The sequence below is a fragment of the Allocatelliglobosispora scoriae genome (assembly GCF_014204945.1).
GTDB classification, from domain to species: domain Bacteria; phylum Actinomycetota; class Actinomycetes; order Mycobacteriales; family Micromonosporaceae; genus Allocatelliglobosispora; species Allocatelliglobosispora scoriae.
On record NZ_JACHMN010000002.1, the window covers coordinates 2,339,950 to 2,360,251 of the forward strand.

Annotated in this window: 14 protein-coding genes; 5 read left to right on the forward strand and 9 right to left on the reverse strand. The window is 69.8% G+C overall.

Features of this window, described 5'->3' with window-relative positions; all coding sequences use genetic code 11:
* The first annotated feature begins 35 nt into the window (after window positions 1–35).
* On the forward strand, window positions 36–770 hold the full coding sequence (locus F4553_RS16145) for a bifunctional DNA primase/polymerase (protein ID WP_184836862.1): 735 nt from the start codon (window positions 36–38) through the stop codon (window positions 768–770).
* Window positions 771–1,096: 326 nt separating this feature from the next.
* Here F4553_RS16145 and F4553_RS16150 read toward each other — a convergent pair whose 3' ends face one another.
* From F4553_RS16150 to F4553_RS16160, 3 genes are all read right to left on the reverse strand, one after another.
* Window positions 1,097–2,659 (reverse strand): CocE/NonD family hydrolase, encoded by a 1,563-nt coding sequence (locus F4553_RS16150; protein WP_184836864.1) that lies wholly within the window; start codon window positions 2,657–2,659, stop codon window positions 1,097–1,099.
* A 237-nt stretch (window positions 2,660–2,896) separates the two neighbouring features.
* Window positions 2,897–3,991 (reverse strand): branched-chain amino acid aminotransferase, encoded by a 1,095-nt coding sequence (locus F4553_RS16155; RefSeq protein WP_184836866.1) that lies wholly within the window; start codon window positions 3,989–3,991, stop codon window positions 2,897–2,899.
* A 109-nt stretch (window positions 3,992–4,100) separates the two neighbouring features.
* A complete protein-coding gene (locus F4553_RS16160) occupies window positions 4,101–5,129 on the reverse strand; it encodes a 3-isopropylmalate dehydrogenase (protein ID WP_184836868.1) in 1,029 nt (342 codons plus the stop codon).
* Between the two features lie 138 nt (window positions 5,130–5,267).
* Between F4553_RS16160 and F4553_RS16165 the strand changes: the two genes are divergently transcribed.
* The 3 genes from F4553_RS16165 to F4553_RS16175 all read left to right on the forward strand — a co-directional run bounded on the left by F4553_RS16165 (window position 5,268) and on the right by F4553_RS16175 (window position 8,102).
* Entirely contained in the window at window positions 5,268–6,209 is a 942-nt protein-coding gene (locus F4553_RS16165; protein ID WP_184836870.1) for a hypothetical protein, read from the forward strand.
* A complete protein-coding gene (locus F4553_RS16170; protein WP_184836872.1) occupies window positions 6,206–7,147 on the forward strand; it encodes a hypothetical protein in 942 nt (313 codons plus the stop codon). The genes F4553_RS16165 and F4553_RS16170 overlap by 4 nt, the downstream gene beginning before the upstream one ends.
* Window positions 7,148–7,304: 157 nt before the next feature.
* Entirely contained in the window at window positions 7,305–8,102 is a 798-nt protein-coding gene (locus F4553_RS16175; protein ID WP_184836874.1) for a hypothetical protein, read from the forward strand.
* Between the two features lie 53 nt (window positions 8,103–8,155).
* Here the strand turns inward: F4553_RS16175 and serA are convergent, their stop codons facing one another.
* From serA to F4553_RS41015, 5 genes are all read right to left on the reverse strand, one after another.
* Window positions 8,156–9,754, reverse strand: a complete 1,599-nt coding sequence (serA, locus tag F4553_RS16180; protein WP_184836876.1) for a phosphoglycerate dehydrogenase — start codon at window positions 9,752–9,754, stop codon at window positions 8,156–8,158.
* Window positions 9,755–10,236: 482 nt separating this feature from the next.
* Window positions 10,237–11,247: a ketol-acid reductoisomerase gene (ilvC, locus tag F4553_RS16185; RefSeq protein ID WP_184836878.1), complete on the reverse strand. Its 1,011-nt coding sequence runs from the start codon at window positions 11,245–11,247 to the stop codon at window positions 10,237–10,239.
* Between the two features lie 105 nt (window positions 11,248–11,352).
* Window positions 11,353–11,871 carry an acetolactate synthase small subunit gene (gene ilvN, locus F4553_RS16190; RefSeq protein ID WP_184836889.1) on the reverse strand — a complete coding sequence of 173 codons (519 nt, stop codon included), beginning with the start codon at window positions 11,869–11,871 and terminating at the stop codon, window positions 11,353–11,355.
* Window positions 11,871–13,700, reverse strand: a complete 1,830-nt coding sequence (locus F4553_RS16195; RefSeq protein ID WP_184836891.1) for an acetolactate synthase large subunit — start codon at window positions 13,698–13,700, stop codon at window positions 11,871–11,873. The genes ilvN and F4553_RS16195 overlap by 1 nt, the downstream gene beginning before the upstream one ends.
* 139 nt (window positions 13,701–13,839) lie before the next feature.
* Window positions 13,840–16,098: a putative bifunctional diguanylate cyclase/phosphodiesterase gene (locus F4553_RS41015; protein ID WP_312875231.1), complete on the reverse strand. Its 2,259-nt coding sequence runs from the start codon at window positions 16,096–16,098 to the stop codon at window positions 13,840–13,842.
* A 216-nt stretch (window positions 16,099–16,314) separates the two neighbouring features.
* Here F4553_RS41015 and ilvD point away from each other — a divergent pair, with 216 nt between their 5' ends.
* Window positions 16,315–18,162 carry a dihydroxy-acid dehydratase gene (ilvD, locus tag F4553_RS16205; protein WP_184836895.1) on the forward strand — a complete coding sequence of 616 codons (1,848 nt, stop codon included), beginning with the start codon at window positions 16,315–16,317 and terminating at the stop codon, window positions 18,160–18,162.
* Window positions 18,163–18,270: 108 nt separating this feature from the next.
* Here ilvD and F4553_RS16210 read toward each other — a convergent pair whose 3' ends face one another.
* On the reverse strand, window positions 18,271–20,223 hold the full coding sequence (locus tag F4553_RS16210) for a cellulase family glycosylhydrolase (RefSeq protein WP_184836897.1): 1,953 nt from the start codon (window positions 20,221–20,223) through the stop codon (window positions 18,271–18,273).
* Between the last annotated feature and the right edge of the window lie 79 nt (window positions 20,224–20,302).

Below are 20,302 nucleotides of genomic sequence, written 5' to 3' on the forward strand. Positions count from 1 at the left end.
TATATCGACCGTGGCAACAAGGGGGTTCGATCGTCATGCATTGGGGCTTTGACCGACAACTGACCAGGCTACGTCTGAGGACGGCCGCGCTGCGATTCGCAGACCACGGCTGGAGCGTGACACCCGGTGCCTGGCTGGCCGGTGATCGCTTCGACTGCATGCGCGCCGACTGTGCGACCCAGGCCTGCCATCCCGCACGTGCCGATTGGGCCGAATCGGCGACCACGAACGAGGCACACATCCACACCTGGTGGCGCGACGAGCCGCACAGCGTCCTGCTCGCGACCGGCGAGAGCGTCGACGTCATCGAGGTCTCCGCCCTGCTCGGGTCGCGCGCGGTGCGCGGCCCGGCGGCCGGGCCCGGTGAGGCCTCCGCGGTGGGCATGGCCCGCGGGCCCGTCGCGGTGACGCCGACCGGACGCTGGATGTTCCTGGTACGCCCGGGAGCCACCCTCCGACCGTCGCTGGAGCGGGAGTGCGACATCCTGCTGCACCAGGCGGGTTCCTGGGTGCCGCTGCCGCCGACGAGGCTGCGCCGGGGTCCCGTGCGGTGGGAGGTGGCGCCCACGGCGGTGGAGTGGATGCTGCCCGACCCCGAGGCGGTGCAGAGCGCGCTCGTCACCGCGATGATCTCGCTGGATGCGGCGGTCCTGGACGCCGGCGGCTTCGCCGAGCCGACCCCGCTGCACGCGGCACGAGTCGTCGCCCGCGTCCGCCCGATGCCGGTCTCGCGCATCTCCACAGTGGAAGGGCTGCGGCAGGCTGCCTGATTGTCGGGATTCATCACATACGCCAATATCCGACCGTCTCTGCGGTCGTTTGTCGGAGTATCGAAGGAGTCCATCATGACACCACACACCGTATGGCCCCGTTCGTGCAGCGTCGATTCCCTGATCGAGGTAGTTCTGTCCGCCCGGGCAGGCACCAGACCGATCGGTTCCCGGCCCGCGGGCTCCCGCCCGACCGGCTCCCGCCCACCGGCCACCCAGCGCCCGATCCGCTTCCTGTAGAAGAAGCCGCAACTCTTCAAGAGTTGGTGCTAAGGCCTGGCGGCCTGAAGCACCAACTCTTGAAGAGTTGCGGCTTTGGGGTCAGTTCATCGGAGCGGGACGTCGAGCCAGGAGGGACCGCTGAAGGTGGCGGCGCTGAGCAGCGAGTTCTCGTCGAGGTAGTAGCCGTCCTCGCCGTCGATGACGAGGGCGAGCTTGTGTCCGGCCGGAACGTCCCAGCTCACCGCGGGCAGCTTCAGGTCCAGCGTGCGCGCCGAGCCCGGTGTCGCGTCGAGCCACGAGATCGGCGCCTGGGTGATCAGCTCACCCGTACCGGCCCAGTCCACGTCGTAGAGGTAGGCGACCACGGTCCCCTTCGACTGGTTGGGCGTGAGCCGCAGGTGCAGGCTCGGGATACCCCGGACCTTCTGCGTGCTGCCGTAGCCGCCCGAGATCCAGACCCCCGCGTCGAGCCGGTTGACGGCCGGGATCCACGCCGTCGGGGCGATCCCGGTCAGTGCCTGCAAGCCGTTGGAGAGCAGGATGACGCCGCCCTTGGCGACGGTGTCCGAGCTGAGCCCGGTCCGCCGGGACCAGCCGGTCGCCGGGGTGCCACCGAGGTCACCCGTACCGTCCCACCAGTGGACCTCGCCGAGCCCCAGCCGGGAGGTGCTGGTCGCGGCCGCGGACCACGTCGGGTAGGACTCGGTGGCGCCGCCGGTCATCGAGCGGAGCACGACCGGCGCCTCGGTGTCGATGCCGTTGGCGACGCCCTGCAGGTAGCGGTCGAACCAGCGCCGGGTGGAGGTCCAGACGTGGTTGTCGAGCCCGATCAGGCCGGTCAGCTCCGGGATCGCGTGATCGCCGGGCGCGAACTCCAGCCGCTTCGGCCCGGTGAGGCCGCCGTAGAAGTCGACGAGCTGGTTGGGCGGGAAGATCGAGTCGCCGTACCCGTTGGCGAGCAGGACCGCCGGGGCGCTGGCGTTGAGCCCGGCGAGGTAGGTCCCGGCGGAGCGGATCCGGGCGAAGTCCTTGACCGCGCCGATGTTGCGGTTGGCGAAGAAGTCGCCGATCCGGGCGTCGAACTCGGGGCTCGTGTCGCCGAGCAGGGCGGCCGAGCCGACGAGCAGGCCGGACGACTGCAACCGCCGGGTGTCGCCGCCGTAGAGCGAGCCGACCAGATCGGACCAGCCGGAGAGCGCGGCGACGGCCCGGACCCGGCTGTCCTTGGCGGCGGTGATCAGGCTGATCCCGGCCCCGTAGGAGACACCGGCCATGCCGACGCGGGCGGCGTCGGCGGTGGTGTTGGCGATGGCCCAGTCGATCACGCGGGAGGCGTCCGCGATGTCCTTCGGGCCGGCGGTGTCGATCTCGCCACCGGAGCTCCACCAGCCGCGCGGGGTGTAGGAGACGACGGTGTAGCCGCCCTCGGCGAGCTTCGTCGCCTGGACGACGTACTCCAGGTCGTTGAGGGCCCAGCTGGACGGGAAGACGATCGCGGGGTGGCGGCCGGGGGTGGTCGGCTCGATGACGTTCGCCTTCAGGACGACGCTGTCGCTGGTGGTGATGTCGATGAAGCGGAAGCCGGTGGTGGGAGCGGCGTGAGCGGGTCCACTCAGGAACGTCGCGCCGAGCACGAGCCCGGCAGCGAGCGCCAGGGATCTGCGCATGGAAACCTCGTTTCAGGACGGTAACCGAAGTTACTGAGAGGTAACCATGCAGTGAGTCAGATCACAATACCCACAAGTAACATTTGTCACACCGAATACACCGAGGCGCAACTCTTCAAGAGTTGGTGCTTCAGGCCGCCGGGCCTTGACACCAACTCTTGAAGAGTTGCGCCGGTCGTGGACGACGTGATGGCGGGCCCCGAAACGCGGGCCCGCCATCACAGGGTCGTGCAGGAGCTAGACCCGGACGGTCCAGCCGAACGGGTCTTCGGCGCGTCCCCACTGGATGTCCATCAGGGACTGACGCAGCTCAGCAGTGATCGGGCCGGTGCCGCCATCACCGACGGTGAACTCCCCGTCGTGCGAGCGCACCGTGCCGATCGGCGTCAGCACCGCGGCCGTGCCGCACGCGAACGCCTCCACGATCCGGCCGCTGAGCGAACCGACCCGCCACTCGTCGATGCTGACCGGGCGCTCGGTGACCGTGCGCCCGCTCGCCTCGGCGAGCTTGATGAGCGAGTCCCGGGTGATGCCAGGCAGGATCGATCCATTGAGCGCCGGCGTCACCAGCGAGCCGTCGTCGAGGACGAAGAAGATGTTCATCCCGCCGAGCTCGTCGATGTATTTCCGCTCCACGGCATCGAGGAACACCGACTGATCGCAGCCGTGCTCGGTCGCCTGGGCCTGCGCGGCGAGCGACGCGGCGTAGTTGCCGCCGCACTTCGCCGCACCCGTGCCGCCCGGTGCCGCCCGGGTGAAGTCGCTCGACACCCAGATCGTCACGGGCTTGACGCCCTTGGCGAAGTAGGCGCCGACCGGCGAGGCGATCACCACGAAGAGGTACTCCTGGGACGGGCGCACACCGAGGAAGGCCTCGCTGGCGTACTGGAAGGGCCGCAGGTAGAGGCTGCCCTCCGTGCTCGTCGGGATCCACTGCCGATCGGCCTTGACCAGCTCTTTGACAGCGCCCAGGAAGAGCCCTTCGGGCAGTGTGGCCATCGACATCCGCTCCGCCGACGTGACGAAGCGCTGTGCGTTGGCCTGGGGGCGGAAGAGGCCCACCCCGCCGTCGGCCAACGCGTACGCCTTCAAGCCCTCGAAGATCTCCTGGCCGTAGTGCAGCACCGCAGACGCCGGGTCCATCGGGATCGGGCCCCTGGCCTCGACCCTCGCGTCATACCAGCCCTTACCCTCGGCGTATCGAATTGTGACCATATGGTCGGTGAAGATCCGTCCAAAACCGGGGTTGGCCATGAGCGCGGAGCGCTCGGCCTCTGATACCGGCGAGGGATTTTGACGAATCTCGAAGTCGAGGTTGTCACCGCCGCTCATCGCGCAGCCTCCATCGTTCGCTGGGTCTCGCTGAAACTTACCGCTAACGGTCGTTCAATAGCAGACCCGGGCGGCGGGAGATCGTCCCGGCCGCGGCCGGGACCGCGAACTACGACAGGGCTACAGCTACCCGGTCGCCCACCTCGTGAGTGACGATCTGCTGGCCGGGGGCACGGTTGGCCAGCTCGTGGGCCACCGCCTCCTCCACGCGCGCAGCGGCCTCGGGGTGACCGAGGTGGTCCAGGCAGAGTGCGACCGAGAGAATCGCCGCCACGGGGTCGGCGATGCCCTTTCCGGCGATGTCCGGCGCCGAGCCGTGCACGGGCTCGAACATCGACGGGTACGCCCGCGTCGGGTTGATGCAGCCGCTCGCCGCCAGCCCGATGCCACCGGTGACGGCGGCGGCGATATCGGTCAGGATGTCGCCGAACAGGTTGTCCGTGACGATCACGTCGTACCGCTGGGGGTTGGTGACGAGGAACATCGACGCGGCGTCGACGTGCTGGTACTCGGTTTCGACGTCGGGGAACTCGGCCGCGACGTCGGCGAAGGTGCGGGCCCAGAGGCCGCCCGCGTGGGTCAGCACATTGGTCTTGTGGACCATGGTGACCTTGCGGCGGGGACGCGCCGTCGCCCGGGTGAAGGCGTCGCGGATGACCCGCTCCACGCCGTGCCGGGTGTTGAGGCTCTCCTCGGTGGCGATCTCCGCCGGGGTGCCCCGGTGCAGCCCGCCGCCGGCACCGGCGTAGAGGCCCTCGGTGCCCTCGCGGACCACGACGAAGTCGATCTCGCCGGGCTTGATGTTGGCGAGCGGGCCGACGGTGCCGGGCCACAGCTTCGACGGGCGCAGGTTGACGAACTGGTCGAAGTCGAAGCGCAGCTTCAGCAGCAGGCCCCGCTCGAGCACGCCCGGCGGCACGGTCGGGTCGCCGACGGCACCGAGCAGGATCGCGTCGTGACCGGCGAGCTCGTCGCGCACGCTGTCGGGGAAGACCTCCCCGGTCCGGTGGTAACGTGCCGCACCCAGGTCGTAGTGCTCGGTCTCAACGCCCGGAAGCACCGCGTCCAGGACCTTCAGGCCCTCCGCGACGACCTCGGTCCCGATCCCGTCTCCTGCGACTACGGCGATGCGCGTCACGTCACGTCCCTTCGTCAAACCGTGTTTCCTGTCTACCGAACGTTAAGGCATCGTCCTAGCTAGCGGTACGCCCGGTCCACATAATGGAATGCCAACCGGGACAGCGCGGCTTGCCAGGATGAAGCACACTTGCTGACCATGAAGATCCCCGCAGGCCGCTCCGCAGCACGCGCCTGGAGAGCCCTGCCCGCCGACGTCCGTGAGCAGGCGATCGCTCTGGGGCGCGCCGGGCAACCCCACCCCGATCCGGCGATCCGGCGCATCATCGTCGACCACCTGGCCCACGGAGCCGCACCGAAGCGCGCCCTGGGCAGCACGATGGGCCTCGTCTTCAGCCTCAGCAGCCTCAGCATCATCGCGCCGTTCCGGTACAGCGCGCTCCGCCTCGTGGTCATCGCGGTGATGCTCATCGCCGTCGTGGCCATCATCGTCGTGGTCACCCGCTGGGGTCGGCTGCGCTACCTGGGCCCGAACGTCAGGGCGGTGGCGCTGGCGACACCCGCGCCCGCAGGACCGCTGATCCTGGTCCGGTCGACCGACTCCCTGGTCCAGGGCGCGGTCTTCCTCATCCTCCCGCTGGTGGCGTTCTGGCCGCCGGTGCTGGTCATGGGCCGGGAGGCGGCCCATGACGACGACGCCGCCACCTGGGTGGTCCACGCCGTCTTCACAGCGCTGGTCGCCGCCGTCGTCGTCACGATGATCGCCGGGGTCGTCGGCTACTTCGCGCTCGCGCTCGGCCCCGCAGGCGCGCGGCGCCAGCTCGGCGTGATCGACGCCGACGGCATCCGCATCCACCACCTGCGGCTCACCGTGCCGTGGCGGGACGTACGGAAGATCAACGGCAACGACGAGGACGGCGTGACCGGGCTCGGGATCTGGCTGGCCGATCCGGCGAGGACGCTGGCGACGGCCGAGCTGAGCCCGCTGCGACGCCGGATCTTCCTGCGCAGCGCGCCGGAGACTGGCTGGCTGCGGCTGCCCGCCGCACCCGTGACCGGCCCGGAAGGCACATCGACCGTCGTCCTGGCGATCGCGATGCACCGGGACCACCTCAACCAGCACGTGGAGGTTGCCGTATGACTGCTACCTGGCGGTCCCTGCCCGCCGCGACGCGCGCCGAGGCCCGGTCGCTCGCCGCGCGCGGTCTCCCCCACCCGGACCCCGCCGTCCAGGCCGCCGTCGCCGCACGGCACGCCCGCCTGGCCGACTCCTTCGCGCGCACCCGGCTGATCGCGTCGTTCTCCACACTGCTGGTGCTGCCCTGGTCCTTCCTGATCGAGGTCAGCACCACGACGCTCCTCATCATGCTGGGCCAGTTCCTGGTGGTGCTCGCGCTGACGATCGCCCAGCCCATCGGGCAGCTGCGATACCTGGCATCCGGACGGCTCTCGGCACCCAACATCTACGCCCTGGCCTGGGCCGCCGCCGCGGACCGACCGGCACAACCGCGGGAGTTCGGCCGGCCGCGGCGGCGGTTCGTCATGTGGCTCACGATCTCGGGTTCCCCGGTGATCATCGGCGCCGCGCTCACCGTCGCCATCGTGGTCGGCCTGGTCAGGGGCGACTGGCCGGGATGGCTCCTCGGTGCGTTGGCGCTGGTGCTCGTACTCATCGCGATGTTGATTTTGTGGGGCTGGCGGCTGACCCGGCGGATGGACCCGCGCGTCGCCGTGCGTCTCACCGCGAGCGGCATCCACCTGCCGGACAACCCGCTCACGCTGGCGTGGTCGGAGGTGGTCCGAGTGCACGCGGCACCGCAGGCGCCCGCACCGTGGCGCGGCATCGCCGGGCTCGCGATCCTGCTGCGCGATCCGGAGGCGGTCGGCGCGCGGCTGCCCGGCCGGCTGGTGCGCGGCGTCTCCCGGTGGGCGATGCGCCGGCAGCACGGCTGGGTCGTCGTCCAGGACACGATGCTCGGCGCGCCGGTGGCGGAGGTCGTCGCCGCGGCGATGGCGCTGCACCGAGCGGCGCTGGCCGAACAGCAGACAGCCGGGACTCGGCAAGCCCCGGCTGTCTGATCATGCTGGAGAAATGAGGTGAGTCACCCGAAGACGCACCTGATGTCCACTCGGGACACTATCCGGATACGACACGGAGCGCAAGCGTTAGATCACCCTGCGAAGTCGCGCCTCGGTAGGGCAACGCTCAATGCGAGCATGGCTCATGATGTCGGGCGTGACCTTGCCCAGCAGCCTGCACGCGGAGCGCACCTGGCTGCGCCGGTACCCGACCTGGCTCTTCTTCGTCTGCTTCATCATCGCCTACTGGTTGAACCGGCAGGATTCGTCGCTGAGCTTCCCGGTCCTGCTCGCCGGCGTCGGTGTCGCCGTCGGTCAGGCGGTGCTGGAGTTGCGCTACGACCGGCACGTCCGCGACGCCGCGCCCCAGCTCATCGCGCACGTCCTGGCCGCGCCGATCACCACCCCGCTCCGGGTACGCCGTTCCGCGCCCTCGGTCATCGCCAACCTCTTCCAGATCAGCCTCGCCGGCTGGATCGGCCTGGGCATCCCCGAGGTCGTCGCCGAGCTGAGGACGCACCGGTCGGCGGGCGCGGCCGGCATCCTGATGACCGCGACCATGGTGATCGTCCTCGTCGCGATGACCCTCATCGTGCTGGGGCTGGCCTGGTCGGCGCTGCGCCGGATCGTCCGGACGGTCACCGGCCGGGCACTGCTGGAGATCGACGAGGCGGGTATCCGCATCGACGACCTCGACCTCACCGTGGCCTGGACGGAGATCGACGGGATCTACTGCTTCCGCCTGGATCGGCTCAACCCCGGCCTCGCCCTGCGCCTGATCGACCCGGTCACGACGCTGGCGCGGAGCACGCGGTGGCCGCTGCCGCGACGCACCCGGCCGAGGCTCAGGACCGACTCGAACGGCTGGCTCCTCATCCCCGACAACGAGCTGCGCGAACCGCTCGCCGACGTGCTCGGCGCCGCGATCACCCAGCACCGGGCCGCGACCTCGTGACGCGAAGCGGCCCGGGAGAGGATCTCCCGGGCCGCTTCGCGTCACTTCGATGATCAGTCGTCGGTGAGGTCGACCGTCGCGGCGGCCGTGGCACCGATCGAGGCGGCGGCCTGCTGGAGCAGCTCGGCCGAGATGCCGGTGTCGACGGTGAGCGTCATCAGCGCCTCGCCGCCCGCGGCCCGCCGGGCCACCTGCATGGCACCGATGTTGACGCCGGCCTGGCCGAGGAAGGTGCCGACGGTGCCGACGATGCCCGGACGATCCGCGTAGCGGAAGAAGATCAGCACGCCCACGGCCTCGATCTCGAGGTCGAAGTCGTCCACAGAGGTCAGCTTGACGTGGTCACGGCCGCCGCTGTTGACGACCGTGCCGGCGACGGTGACGACGCGGCCGCTGGGCTTGGCGCCCCGGACCGTGACGAGGTTCTGGTGGACGCCCACCTCGGCGGAGGTGATCAGCTCGACCTCGACGCCGCGGTCGGCGGCGATGAGCGGCGCGTTGACATAGGTCACCTGCTCCTCGACGATCGAGGCGAAGAGCCCCTTCGTCGCGGCGAGCTTCAGAACCGAGACGTCGTGAGCGACGATGTCGCCCTTGACCTCGACCGTCACCGAGGCGGCGACGCCACCGGCGACACCGGTGAAGACCTTGCCCAGCTTCTCCGCGAGCGGGAGCAGCGGGCGCACCTCCTCGGCGACGACGCCACCGGCCTGCACGTTGACCGCGTCGGGCACGAACTCGCCCTGCAGGGCGAGCTTGACGCTCTTGGCGACCGCGAGACCGGCCTTGTCCTGCGCCTCGTGGGTCGAGGCGCCCAGGTGCGGTGTGGCGACGACGTTGTCGAACTTGAACAGCGGCGAGTCGGTGCACGGCTCCTTGAGGTAGACGTCGATGCCGGCACCGCCGACCCGGCCGTCTTCCAGCGCGTCGGCGAGCGCCTGCTCGTCGATGAGGCCGCCGCGGGCGGCGTTGACGATCCGCACACCCGGCTTGACGATCTTCAGCTCGTTGGCGCCGATCAGGCCCACGGTCTCCGGGGTCTTCGGCAGGTGGATCGAGATGAAGTCCGACTCGCGGAGCAGCTCCTCCAGCCCGACCAGGCGAACGCCGAGCTGGGCCGCACGGGCCGGCTGCACATAGGGGTCGTAGGCGATCAGGCGCGTGCCGAACGCCGCGATGCGCTGCGCGAAGAGCACGCCGATGCGGCCGAGGCCGACCACGCCGACCGTCTTGCCCTGCAGCTCGACACCCGTGTATTTCGAGCGCTTCCACTCGCCGTTCTTCAGCGCGGACGAGGCGCTCGCCGTGTTGCGGGCGACGGCGAGGAGCAGCGCGATCGCCTGCTCGGCGGCGGAGACGATGTTGGAGGTCGGCGCGTTGACGACCATGACGCCCTTGGCCGTGGCGGCTGCGGCGTCGACGTTGTCCAGGCCGACTCCGGCCCGAGCGACCACCTTGAGACGTGGCGCGGCGGCGATGGCCTCCGCGTCGATCTGCGTGGCGCTCCGAACGATCACCGCGTCGGCCTCGGCGAGCGCCGCGAGGAGCGCGGGCCGGTCGGTGCCGTCGACGTGACGCACATCGAAGTCATTGGCGAGAACGTCGAGCGCGGCCGGAGCGAGCTCTTCTGCGATCAGTACGACGGGAGTCACTGCTTGCCTCACGGATGGGTGTGGGATCCTCGCCGATCGCGAACGCGAACGGCGCGAGTGGGGTGAGTCCGCCCGGTCCGCCGCATCGCGCTCGGGCTCTCCCGGCGATCCTACGACTGCGGGTGCCAAAACGGACGTCCGGCCGCACCGTGACCGTGCTCACGTTATTGCTGGTCATCGCACCCAACGCGCAAGGTTGATCGACTCGTTGTTGCAGGTGCTCAGGCCCCCTCCGCCCGGGGTCACGTCGTGCTGCGAAGCGTGCCCTCGCCCCGTGAGATGGGCACGCTCTGCAGCACGATCGAGCCGTCATCCGGTGACCGGCGAGGCGCCCGGCGACGCCCGGTGCGGCCTTGGCGCGAGGCGGCGAGCGACGGCCTCCATACAGAGCCGGGCCGTGCGCGGGGGGTCACCCCGGCACGGCCCGGCGAACCTGACCGCCGTTGTCAGCGGATCAGGCGTTTTCTATGGGAGGAGAGGAATCAGGCGGTTTCGGTGATCGGCCGGTCGACCCAGCTCATCATGCCCCGCAGCTGACGGCCCACCTGCTCGATCGGGTGGTCCTCGCCCTGCTGCTGCAGCTTGGTGAAGTTGGGGCGGCCCGCGTCGTCCTCGGCGATCCACTCACGAGCGAATTCGCCGGACTGGATCTCCGACAGGATCTTGCGCATCTCGTCCTTGACCCGGGCGTCGATGACGCGGGGGCCGCGGGTGACATCGCCGTATTCGGCGGTGTCGGAGACGCTGTAGCGCATGCGGGCGATGCCGCCCTCGTACATGAGGTCGACGATGAGCTTCAGCTCGTGCAGGCACTCGAAGTAGGCGACCTCGGGGGTGTAACCCGCCTCGGTCAGCACCTCGAAACCGGTCTGGACCAGCGCCGCGGCGCCGCCGCAGAGGACGGCCTGCTCGCCGAAGAGGTCGGTCTCCGTCTCCTCCTTGAAGGTGGTCCGGATGACACCCGCGCGGGTGCCGCCGATCGCCTTCGCGTAGGACAGGGCCAGGGCGAGGGCGCCACCGGTGGCGTCCTGCTCGACGGCGACGAGGGCGGGCACGCCCTTGCCGTCGACATACTGCCGGCGCACCAGGTGACCCGGGCCCTTCGGCGCGACCATCGCCACGTCGACATCGGCCGGCGGCTTGATGAGCTCGAAGCGGATGTTGAGACCGTGCCCGAAGAAGAGCGCCTTGCCGGCGGTCAGGTTGGGCTCGATCGACTCGGCGTAGATCTTCCGCTGTGCGGTGTCCGGCGCGAGGATCATGATGACGTCGGCCTCAGCCGCCGCCTCGAAGGGGGTGACGACCCGCAGGCCCTGCTCGGCGGCCTTGGGCCGGCTCTTCGAGCCCTCGGGCAGACCGACCCGCACGTCGACGCCGGAGTCCCGCAGGCTCAGCGCGTGCGCGTGCCCCTGGCTGCCATAACCGATCACCGCGACCTTGCGGCCCGCGATCACCGAAAGGTCGGCGTCGTCGTCGTAGTAAACCTCGGTCACTTCATCTTTCCTTCCAACAAGGCGGCGCGGGGCCACGCCGGTAAGTCTGGCGAATATACGTAGGGGCTACCGCACCCTGGGATAAACTGTCCCAGGATGTGGAAACTAGGCGGCAACCCGGAGGGCCGGGACGGCGGTGATGGAGCGGGAGCCTCGACCGATCGCGACCATGCCCGACTGCACCATCTCCTTGATGCCGTAAGGCTCCAGATCGCGGATCAGCGCGTCCAGCTTCTCCGGCGTACCCGTGGCCTCGATCGTCAGGGCGTCCGGTGCCACGTCGACGACGCGAGCGCGGAAGAGCTGCACGGTCTCCAGCACCTGCGACCGGATCGCCCGATCGGCACGCACCTTGACCAGCAGCAACTCGCGCTGCACCGCCGCGCTCTGCTCCAGCTCGACGATCTTCAGTACGTTGATCAGCTTGTTGAGCTGCTTGGTCACCTGCTCCAGTGGCTGATCGTCGGCGTTGACGACGATCGTGATGCGCGACACCTCGGGGTGCTCGGTCTCGCCCACCGCCAGCGAATCTATGTTGAAGCCGCGCCGGGAGAAGAGTCCCGAGACCCGGGCCAGGACACCCGGCTTGTTCTCCACCAGGACAGACAGGGTGTGCTTCGCCATCACAGGTCATCCTCGTCAAAGATCGGGCGCACGTTGCGCGCGAACATGATCTCGTCGTTGCTCGTCCCGGCAGCGACCATCGGCCACACCATCGCGTCCGGGCCGACGACGAACTCGACGACCACCGGGGCGTCGTTGATCGCCATCGCCGCCTCGATCACGCCGTCGACGTCGGCGGCCGACTCGCAGCGCATGCCCACGCAGCCCAGCGCCTCGGCGAGCTTGACGAAGTCGGGGATGCGGTGCTTGTGCGTACCCAGGTCGGTGTTGGAGTAGCGCTCCTGGTAGAAGAGCGTCTGCCACTGCCGGACCATGCCCAGGTTGCCGTTGTTGATGATCGCGACCTTGATCGGGATGCCCTCCAGGGCGCAGGTGGCGAGCTCCTGGTTGGTCATCTGGAAACAGCCGTCGCCGTCGATCGCCCAGACCACCGTGTCGGGCCGGCCGACCTTGGCGCCCATCGCGGCCGGCACCGCGTAGCCCATCGTGCCGAGCCCGCCCGAGTTGAGCCAGGTGTTGGGCTTCTCGAACTTGATGAACTGGCTCGCCCACATCTGGTGCTGGCCGACGCCCGCGACATAGATCGAGTCGGGACCGGCGATCGCGCCGATCCGCGAGATCACGTAATGCGGGGAGAGGGTGCCGTCGGCCGACTCGTCCCAGCCCAGCGGGTAGGTCGTGCGCAGCTCGTCGAGCTGGGACCACCACTCGGCGAGGCGGGCGCGGGCAGTGTCGTCGAAGGCGGCGAGCGCGGTCACCAGCTCCTCGATGACGTGCTTGGCGTCGCCGACGATCGGCACGTCGGCCGCGCGGTTCTTGCCGATCTCGGCCGGGTCGATGTCGGCGTGGACGATCTGCGCCTCGGGGGCGAAGGACTCGAGCTTGCCGGTCACCCGGTCGTCGAAGCGGGCGCCGAGCGCCACGATCAGGTCCGCCTTCTGCAGCCCGTAGACCGCGGCGACCGTGCCGTGCATGCCGGGCATCCCGAGGTGCTGCGGGTGCGAGTCGGGGAAGGCGCCGAGGGCCATCAGCGTGGTGACGACGGGCGCTCCGGTCAGCTCGGCGAGCTGCTTGAGCGCCTCGGTCGCACCGGCCTTCAGCACGCCGCCGCCGACATAGAGCACCGGGCGCTTCGCGGCGGTGATCAGCCGGGCGGCCTCGCGGATCTGCTTGCCGTGCGGGTGCAGCGTGGGCCGGTAGCCCGGCAGCTCCAGCGTCGGCGGCCAGGAGAAGGTCGTCTGCGCGGTCAGCACGTCCTTGGGGATGTCGACGAGCACCGGCCCGGGACGCCCGGTGCCGGCGAGGTGGAAGGCCTCGGCCAGGATGCGCGGGATCTCCTCCGGCGTCTGCACCAGGTAGTTGTGCTTCGTGATCGGCAGGGTGATGCCCTGGATGTCCGCCTCCTGGAAGGCGTCCGTGCCGATCGACGGCCGGGGCACCTGGCCGGTGATGGCGACGAGCGGGACCGAGTCCATGTAGGCGTCGGCGATCGGCGTGACGAGGTTGGTCGCACCCGGACCGGAGGTGGCGAGGCACACACCGACCCGGCCGGTCGCCTGTGCGTAACCGGTCGCGGCGTGGCCGGCGCCCTGCTCGTGGCGGACCAGGATGTGGCGGACGGTCGAATCGAAGATCGGGTCGTAGGCCGGGAGGATCGCGCCACCCGGAATGCCGAACATCACGTCTACGCCGAGAGCCTCCAGCGACTTGACCAGGCTCTGAGCGCCGGTCACCGGAATCGGTGCGGCCTGAGGCGTGGTAGCCGCAGCTGTGGCGGGTCGGTGGGCTGGCGAGCGCTGTGCGAGCGTCTCGGGTGTGGGCCTGGTCATTGTTGGGTCACGCCTCCCGGTGTGGCGGCTTCATCAGGACAATAAAAAAGCCCTCGTGCAGGATGCACGGGGCCAGCGCACTCTCAACTGCGGAGAGTGCGCTCAGGTAAGTACTCGGTGAAGCCGGGTCGACATGTTCCTAAGCCTTGCGCATCTCACGCGCTGAGTCAACTTCTCTCACTGTTTGAGACGGCGGAGTCTTGATCGCAGCTCGGGGCACTGCGTCCAGGCCACGACCGGGCGGGCACGCCGCGAGCATCGCCTCGAAGTGCTCGGCCGGGACGCCCCAGCCGAAGAGGCTCCCCTGCCCGAGGTGGCACCCGGCCCGCTCCACCGTCGCCCGCTGCGCGGGGTCGCCGATGCCCTCGGCGATGACCTCCAGGCCGAGCCGCTGACCGAGGCGGACGACGACGTCGACCATCGGGCCGACGTGGCCCTGGGAGTTGACGGCCGGCTCGGCGACGAGGGCGTGGTCGATCTTGAGGATGTCGACCGGCAGGTGCCGGAGCTGGCCCAGCGAGGAGTAACCGGCGCCGAAGTCGTCGAGCGCGATCCGCGTACCCATGGCTCGCAGCGCGACGAGACGGGCCTTCAGCTCGTCGAGGTCTTCCGCCACGGCCTGCTCGGTGACCTCGAGGACCAGCCGCGACGCCGGTACGCGATGGGCGCGCAGGATCTCCGCGACGCGCGTCACGTACTCCTGGGGGTGCAGCTCCCGTGGCGATACGTTGACGGAGACCCAGACGTCGTGGCCCTCCTGGAGCCAGGCGCCGAGCTGCCGGCAGGCCTGGTGCAGCACCCAGGTGCCGAGCTGCTCGATGAGGCCGGTCTCCTCGGCGATCGGGATGAACTCGTCCGGGTTGATCTTGCCGAGGGTGCGGTTGTGCCAGCGCAGCAGCGCCTCCGCGCCGACCGGGCGCACCAGCGGGAAGGCGACCACCGGCTGGAAGACGAGGGTCAGCTCGTCGCGCTCGATGGCACCGCGCAGCTCGTGCTCGACATCGGTCCGCCGCCGCAGCCAGGTGTCGTATGCCTCGTCGTACTCCTCGACCCGGCTCTTGCCCCGCTGCTTGGCGAAGCGCAGTGCCAGGTCGGCGTTGCGCATGAGCTGCGGCACGTCGCTCGCGGACGCGCACCCGGCGAGGCCGAGGCTGGCGGTGAGGAAGACCTCGCCCTGGCGGGCCTGGTAGGGCTTGGAGAGCACGCCGAGCAGCCGGTCCGCGATCGCCTGCGACTCCGGCGGGCGGGCCCACATCAGCACCGCGAACTCGTCGCCGCCGAGCCGGGCCGCGAGGTCGCCGGGGCGCACGTTGGCCCGCAGCCGGTGCGCGACCTCCACCAGGACGTCGTCGCCGACATCGTGGCCGCGCATGTCGTTGATGTTCTTGAACCCGTCGAGGTCGATCGCGAGCAGCGTGCACGGCGGCCCGCCCACAGCGTCCTCGTAGAGGGTGCGCAGCAGGCCGCGGCGGTTGGCGAGGCCGGTGAGCGGGTCGGTGTGCGCGAGCTCCCGGAAGTGGCGCTCGCTCTCCTCCAGCCGGTCGGCATAGCGCTTGATGTCGATGAAGCCCAGGTACTGCCGGCTCACCAGCAGCAGACCGGTGATCATGCCCGCGGCGATCGTCGGCAGGTCGAGGCTGCCCTCATTGCCCGCCTGGTAGGCCACGGCCGCCAGGATCGCGAGCACCGGCGCGAGACCGGTGGCGAGGCCCGAGCCGGGCGTCGGCAGGCTCACCTCGGCCGGGCGCTCCCGGAACCGCGGCCGGAAGGCGAGCAGCCCGACGCCGAGCGGCAGCCCGATGCCACCCGCGACGACGGCCCACAGCTCGCCGTAGCAGATTCCGGCGGCGAGCCCGGCGTCGGCGAGCGCGATGACCGCGATCGCGACGGAGGCCCGGCGGATCGGCCCACGCGGCGCCGGAACCCGGAAGAAGAGGACGAGAGTCAGGCCGACCAGCAGCGGTGTCGCGGCACTCGCGAACGCGACCGGCCAGCATCCCGGCGGCGCGGGCGGGCTCTGGAACATCGGCGCGGGATGGATCAGCAGGACCCACGAGGCGATGAAGATCGCCATGCCGCCGGTCAGCCCGTCGATGAGGTGGCGGGGCTTGGTGCCGGGAGCGTCGCCGACGCCGGGCAGGTTGAGCAGGCCGATGGCGAACAGCGGCAGGCTCGCCAGGACGCTCAGCGCGATCGGCCCGGCGACGAACATGCGCAGGTGGGCGTCGTCGTCCCAGCCCGACGGCCGACCGGCCGCGACGAGGAGTCCGAGGAGCGGTCCGGCCAGGGCCACCACGACTCCGACTGCGAGCAGCCGGGGACCGCGGGAGGACCGGCCACTGGCGCGGACCGCCCACCAGAGGGACCAGGCGCTGGGTAGCGCGACAACACCACTCACCGTTGCGGCGATAGCGAGTCCCGAGGGGAGGAGCACGTTGAACACTTTGCCCTACCAGGGAGATCGTTTGCGGACACGAAGTGCGATCTCGGACAACAAGTCAGAGACAGTTAGCTGACAGTTCAATCACACGAGGTCCGATCACCTTAGTCCCGAGCAGTGGACGTGGCGCCTGTCTGATGCAGGGTTTTCACCGGGCGGTGGCAGACTTGGCACATGCCTGAGCTGCGATCGAGGACCTCCACTCACGGTCGGACGATGGCCGGGGCCCGCGCGCTGTGGCGCGCGACCGGCATGACCGACAACGACTTCGGTAAGCCGATCATCGCGATCGCCAACAGCTTCACCCAGTTCGTGCCTGGTCACGTGCACCTCAAAGACCTGGGCGGGCTCGTGGCGGAGTCGATTTTCGAGGCGGGCGGGATCGGCCGCGAGTTCAACACGATCGCCGTCGACGACGGCATCGCGATGGGCCACGGCGGCATGCTCTACTCCCTGCCGAGCCGCGAGCTCATCGCCGACGCCGTCGAGTACATGGTCAACGCGCACTGCGCCGACGCGCTCGTCTGCATCTCCAACTGCGACAAGATCACGCCGGGCATGCTGCTCGCCGCGCTGCGCCTCAACATCCCCACGGTCTTCGTCTCCGGCGGCCCGATGGAGGCCGGCAAGACCATCGCGGTCGACGGCGTCGTGCACGCGAAGCTCGACCTGATCGACGCGATGATCGCCGCCTCCGACGAGAGCGTCTCCGACGCCAAGCTCGGCGAGATCGAGCGGTCGGCCTGCCCGACCTGCGGCTCGTGTTCGGGCATGTTCACCGCCAACTCGATGAACTGCCTCACCGAGGCGATCGGCCTGGCCCTGCCCGGCAACGGCTCCACGCTCGCGACGCACGCCGCCCGCAAGCAGCTCTTCGAGCGCGCGGGCACGATCATCGTGGACCTGTGCAAGCGCTACTACGAGGGCGATGACGCATCCGTGCTGCCCCGGGCGATCGCCTCCCGCGAGGCCTTCGCCAACGCGGTCGCGCTCGATGTCGCGATGGGCGGCTCCACCAACACCGTGCTGCACCTGCTCGCCGCCGCCCGCGAGGCGGAGCTCGACTTCACCGTCTCCGACATCGACGCGATCTCGCGCAAGGTGCCGTGCCTGGCGAAGGTCGCGCCCAACTCGCCGAAATACCACATGGAGGACGTGCACCGGGCCGGCGGCATCCCCGCCCTGCTCGGCGAGCTCGACCGCGGCGGCCTGCTGCACCGCGACGTGCACTCCATCCACTCCCCCGACCTCACGTCGTGGCTCGCGGACTGGGACGTGCGCAGCGGCCGGTCCCTGCCGGAGGCGGCCGAGCTCTTCCACGCCGCGCCCGGCGGTGTCCGCACGACGCAGCCCTTCTCCACCGAGAACCGCTGGTCCACACTGGACCTCGACGGTGCCGAGGGCTGCATCCGCGACGTCGCCCACGCCTACTCCGCCGACGGCGGGCTCGCCGTGCTGCACGGCAACCTCGCCGAGGACGGCTGCGTGGTCAAGACCGCCGGCGTCAGCGACGACAACCTCGTCTTCACCGGCCCCGCGAAGGTCTTCGAGTCGCAGGACACCGCGGTCGAGGGCATCCTCGCCGGCAAGATCGTCGCCGGTGACGTGGTGGTCATCCGCTACGAGGGCCCCAAGGGCGGGCCGGGCATGCAGGAGATGCTCTACCCCACGTCGTTCCTCAAGGGACGCGGCCTCGGCAAGCTCTGCGCGCTCATCACCGACGGCCGCTTCTCCGGCGGCACCTCGGGCCTCTCCATCGGGCACGTCTCCCCCGAGGCGGCCGGTGGCGGGCTCATCGCGCTCGTCGAGGAGGGCGACCTGATCGCCATCGACATCCCGAAGCGCTCCATCGTGCTGCAGGTCTCCCCCGAGGAGCTGGAGGCCCGGCGGATCGCGCAGGAGAAGCGCGACAAGCCCTACACCCCGGTGGATCGCGAGCGGGTCGTCAGCGCAGCGCTGCGCGCTTACGCCTCCATGACCACCTCGGCCAGCGACGGCGCCTACCGCCGCGTCCCCGAATAACCCCTCAGCGGGTACGCCGAAGCATGATCGCGCTGTTTCCCGCAAACCTGGCGTTCCCGTCGGTGGGGAGGCCGTTGTTCCCCGGAAACAGCGCGATCACGATCTCGGCTACTCGGCGCGGATGTAATCCACGTCGAAGTCGCCGGGGCTGATGTAGATGAGCAGCCCGTGCACCTCGGCCAGGTCCGCCTGGGTGCACGACACGTCGTTGAAGAGATCGATCTGCAGCGTCGCGGCGGTGCCCTGGTTGACCCAGGTCCAGCTGCCCTGGCACCAGGCCCAGCCGGGTCCGACCTGCAGGGCCACCGTCGACGACGTTCCCGCCGCCGGTCCGGCGCTCACGTCGTACTTCAGATAGGTCTTGCCCGAGAGATTGAGCGGCTCGGTGAAGGTCGTGCCGAACCAGCCGCCGTCCGCCGCCGCGACATGCAGTCCGGCCGTGCCGTGGGTGTGGAAGCCGGTGGTCGGGGTGAGGGTGCCCGCGTTCTGCTGCCAGTTGCCGGGCGCCCAGGAACCGATGCCCGCCTCGAAGGAGTCGACGACGATCGCGGCGGTCGGATCGGGCTTGACCGTGACGACGAGGTCGGCGACGTTGGAGGTGCGTCCCGCGGCATCCCGGACCGTGTAGTGCGCGACAGCCTTGCCAACGAAACCGCTGGTCGGGGTGAAGGCGACGGAGCCGTTCGCCGCGACGGCGAAGGTGCCGCCGGTCGCCCCGGTGACCGCGAGCGTGGCGGGTTGGAGATGGGTGCGGTAGGCGATGTCGTTGGCGAGCGGCGTCAACGTCACCGCGGTGTCGAACTTGGTGACCGCCGTGTCGTGGTCGGCGACGGGCGGGCGGCTGGACTGGCCGTGCCGCAATTCGTCACCGGCGTTGCCGATGGTGAGGCAGACGGGGCTCGGGCAGTAGACGGTGAATCCGTCGTAGTCCGGGTAGAGGGCGCCGTCGTCCTGCACCCCGGAGAGGATCCAGTAGAGGAACCCGTTGCCGCCGGCCTTGCGGACCGCCTCGGTCCAGTCGCGGTAGATGACGTTGCGCTGCGCCTTGTCCTTGATGCCGAACTCGCCGACGACGACCGCCTTGCCGAGCCGGCGGGCCTTCTGGATGTGCGAGGTGATCCACTCGGTGCCCCAGGCCGGGGTCTTGCCCCAGCCGTCGGGGTAGAGGTGCAGCGAGGCGATGTCGACCGCCGGGAGCCGGGTGAGCGCCTCGTAGTCCATGCCCGGGCCGCAGTTGGTGGTCCAGTCGTCGGTGCCGGGGTTGTCGCAGGTGAAGCCCTCGTCGCCGACGCCGACCAGGTGCTTGGAGTCGATCGACTTGACGTGGCGGGTCAGCTGGTCGGCCCAGGCGGTGGTGACGGCGGGCGTGCACGACGCCGAGGTCGGGTAGACGCCGGAGCCCTGGCAGCGCGGCTCGTTGGCGAGTTCCCAGGCCATGATGGTCGGGTCGTCCTTGTACTTCACGCCGGTCAGGGTGTTGACGCGGTTGAGCAGGTGGGTGATCCAGTCGGCGTACCAGCCCTTGATCACGGGGTCGGCGTAGAAGTCGTCGTGGTGGGAGCCGCCGCGCCAGCGTACGTACTGGTCCATGCCGCCGAAGTCGCTCCAGTTGTTGGTGAAGGGGATGACGAGCTTCACCCCCGCCCGGCGCGCGGCGTAGAGGACGTAGTCGAGGCGCTCCAGGCCGTCCGCTCCATCGTTGTACGCCGGCGAGCTGCCGTTCCAGTACTGGAAGTAGACGCCCTCCTGCTTGCCCGCGATCGAGTTGCTGCCGTCGGCGTTGCCGATGTCGAGCCAGCCCCAGGTGCGGATGACGTTGAAGTCAGCCGCCGCGGCGTCGGCGAAGACGTCGTCGACCATCGCGCGCGACTTGTACATCAGGTAGTAGTTGTTGCTCCCGGCGACGCGGAACTCCTCGCTGCCGAGCTTGAGGTGGGTGCCGGTGCGGGTGACGAAGCCGTGCGCCCCGCCAGCCTGAGCCGGTGCCGCCGGGACCGCGAGGATGCCGAGCATCGCTGCCACGATCGCTGCGATCGTGGAGGGGCGTCGATGACGGTTCATGACTGCCTTTCGTAAGGGGCTTAACCGATTAAGCCCCTCACGCTATGAAGCAGTTTCAAATCTGTCAATGGGCGTCCCG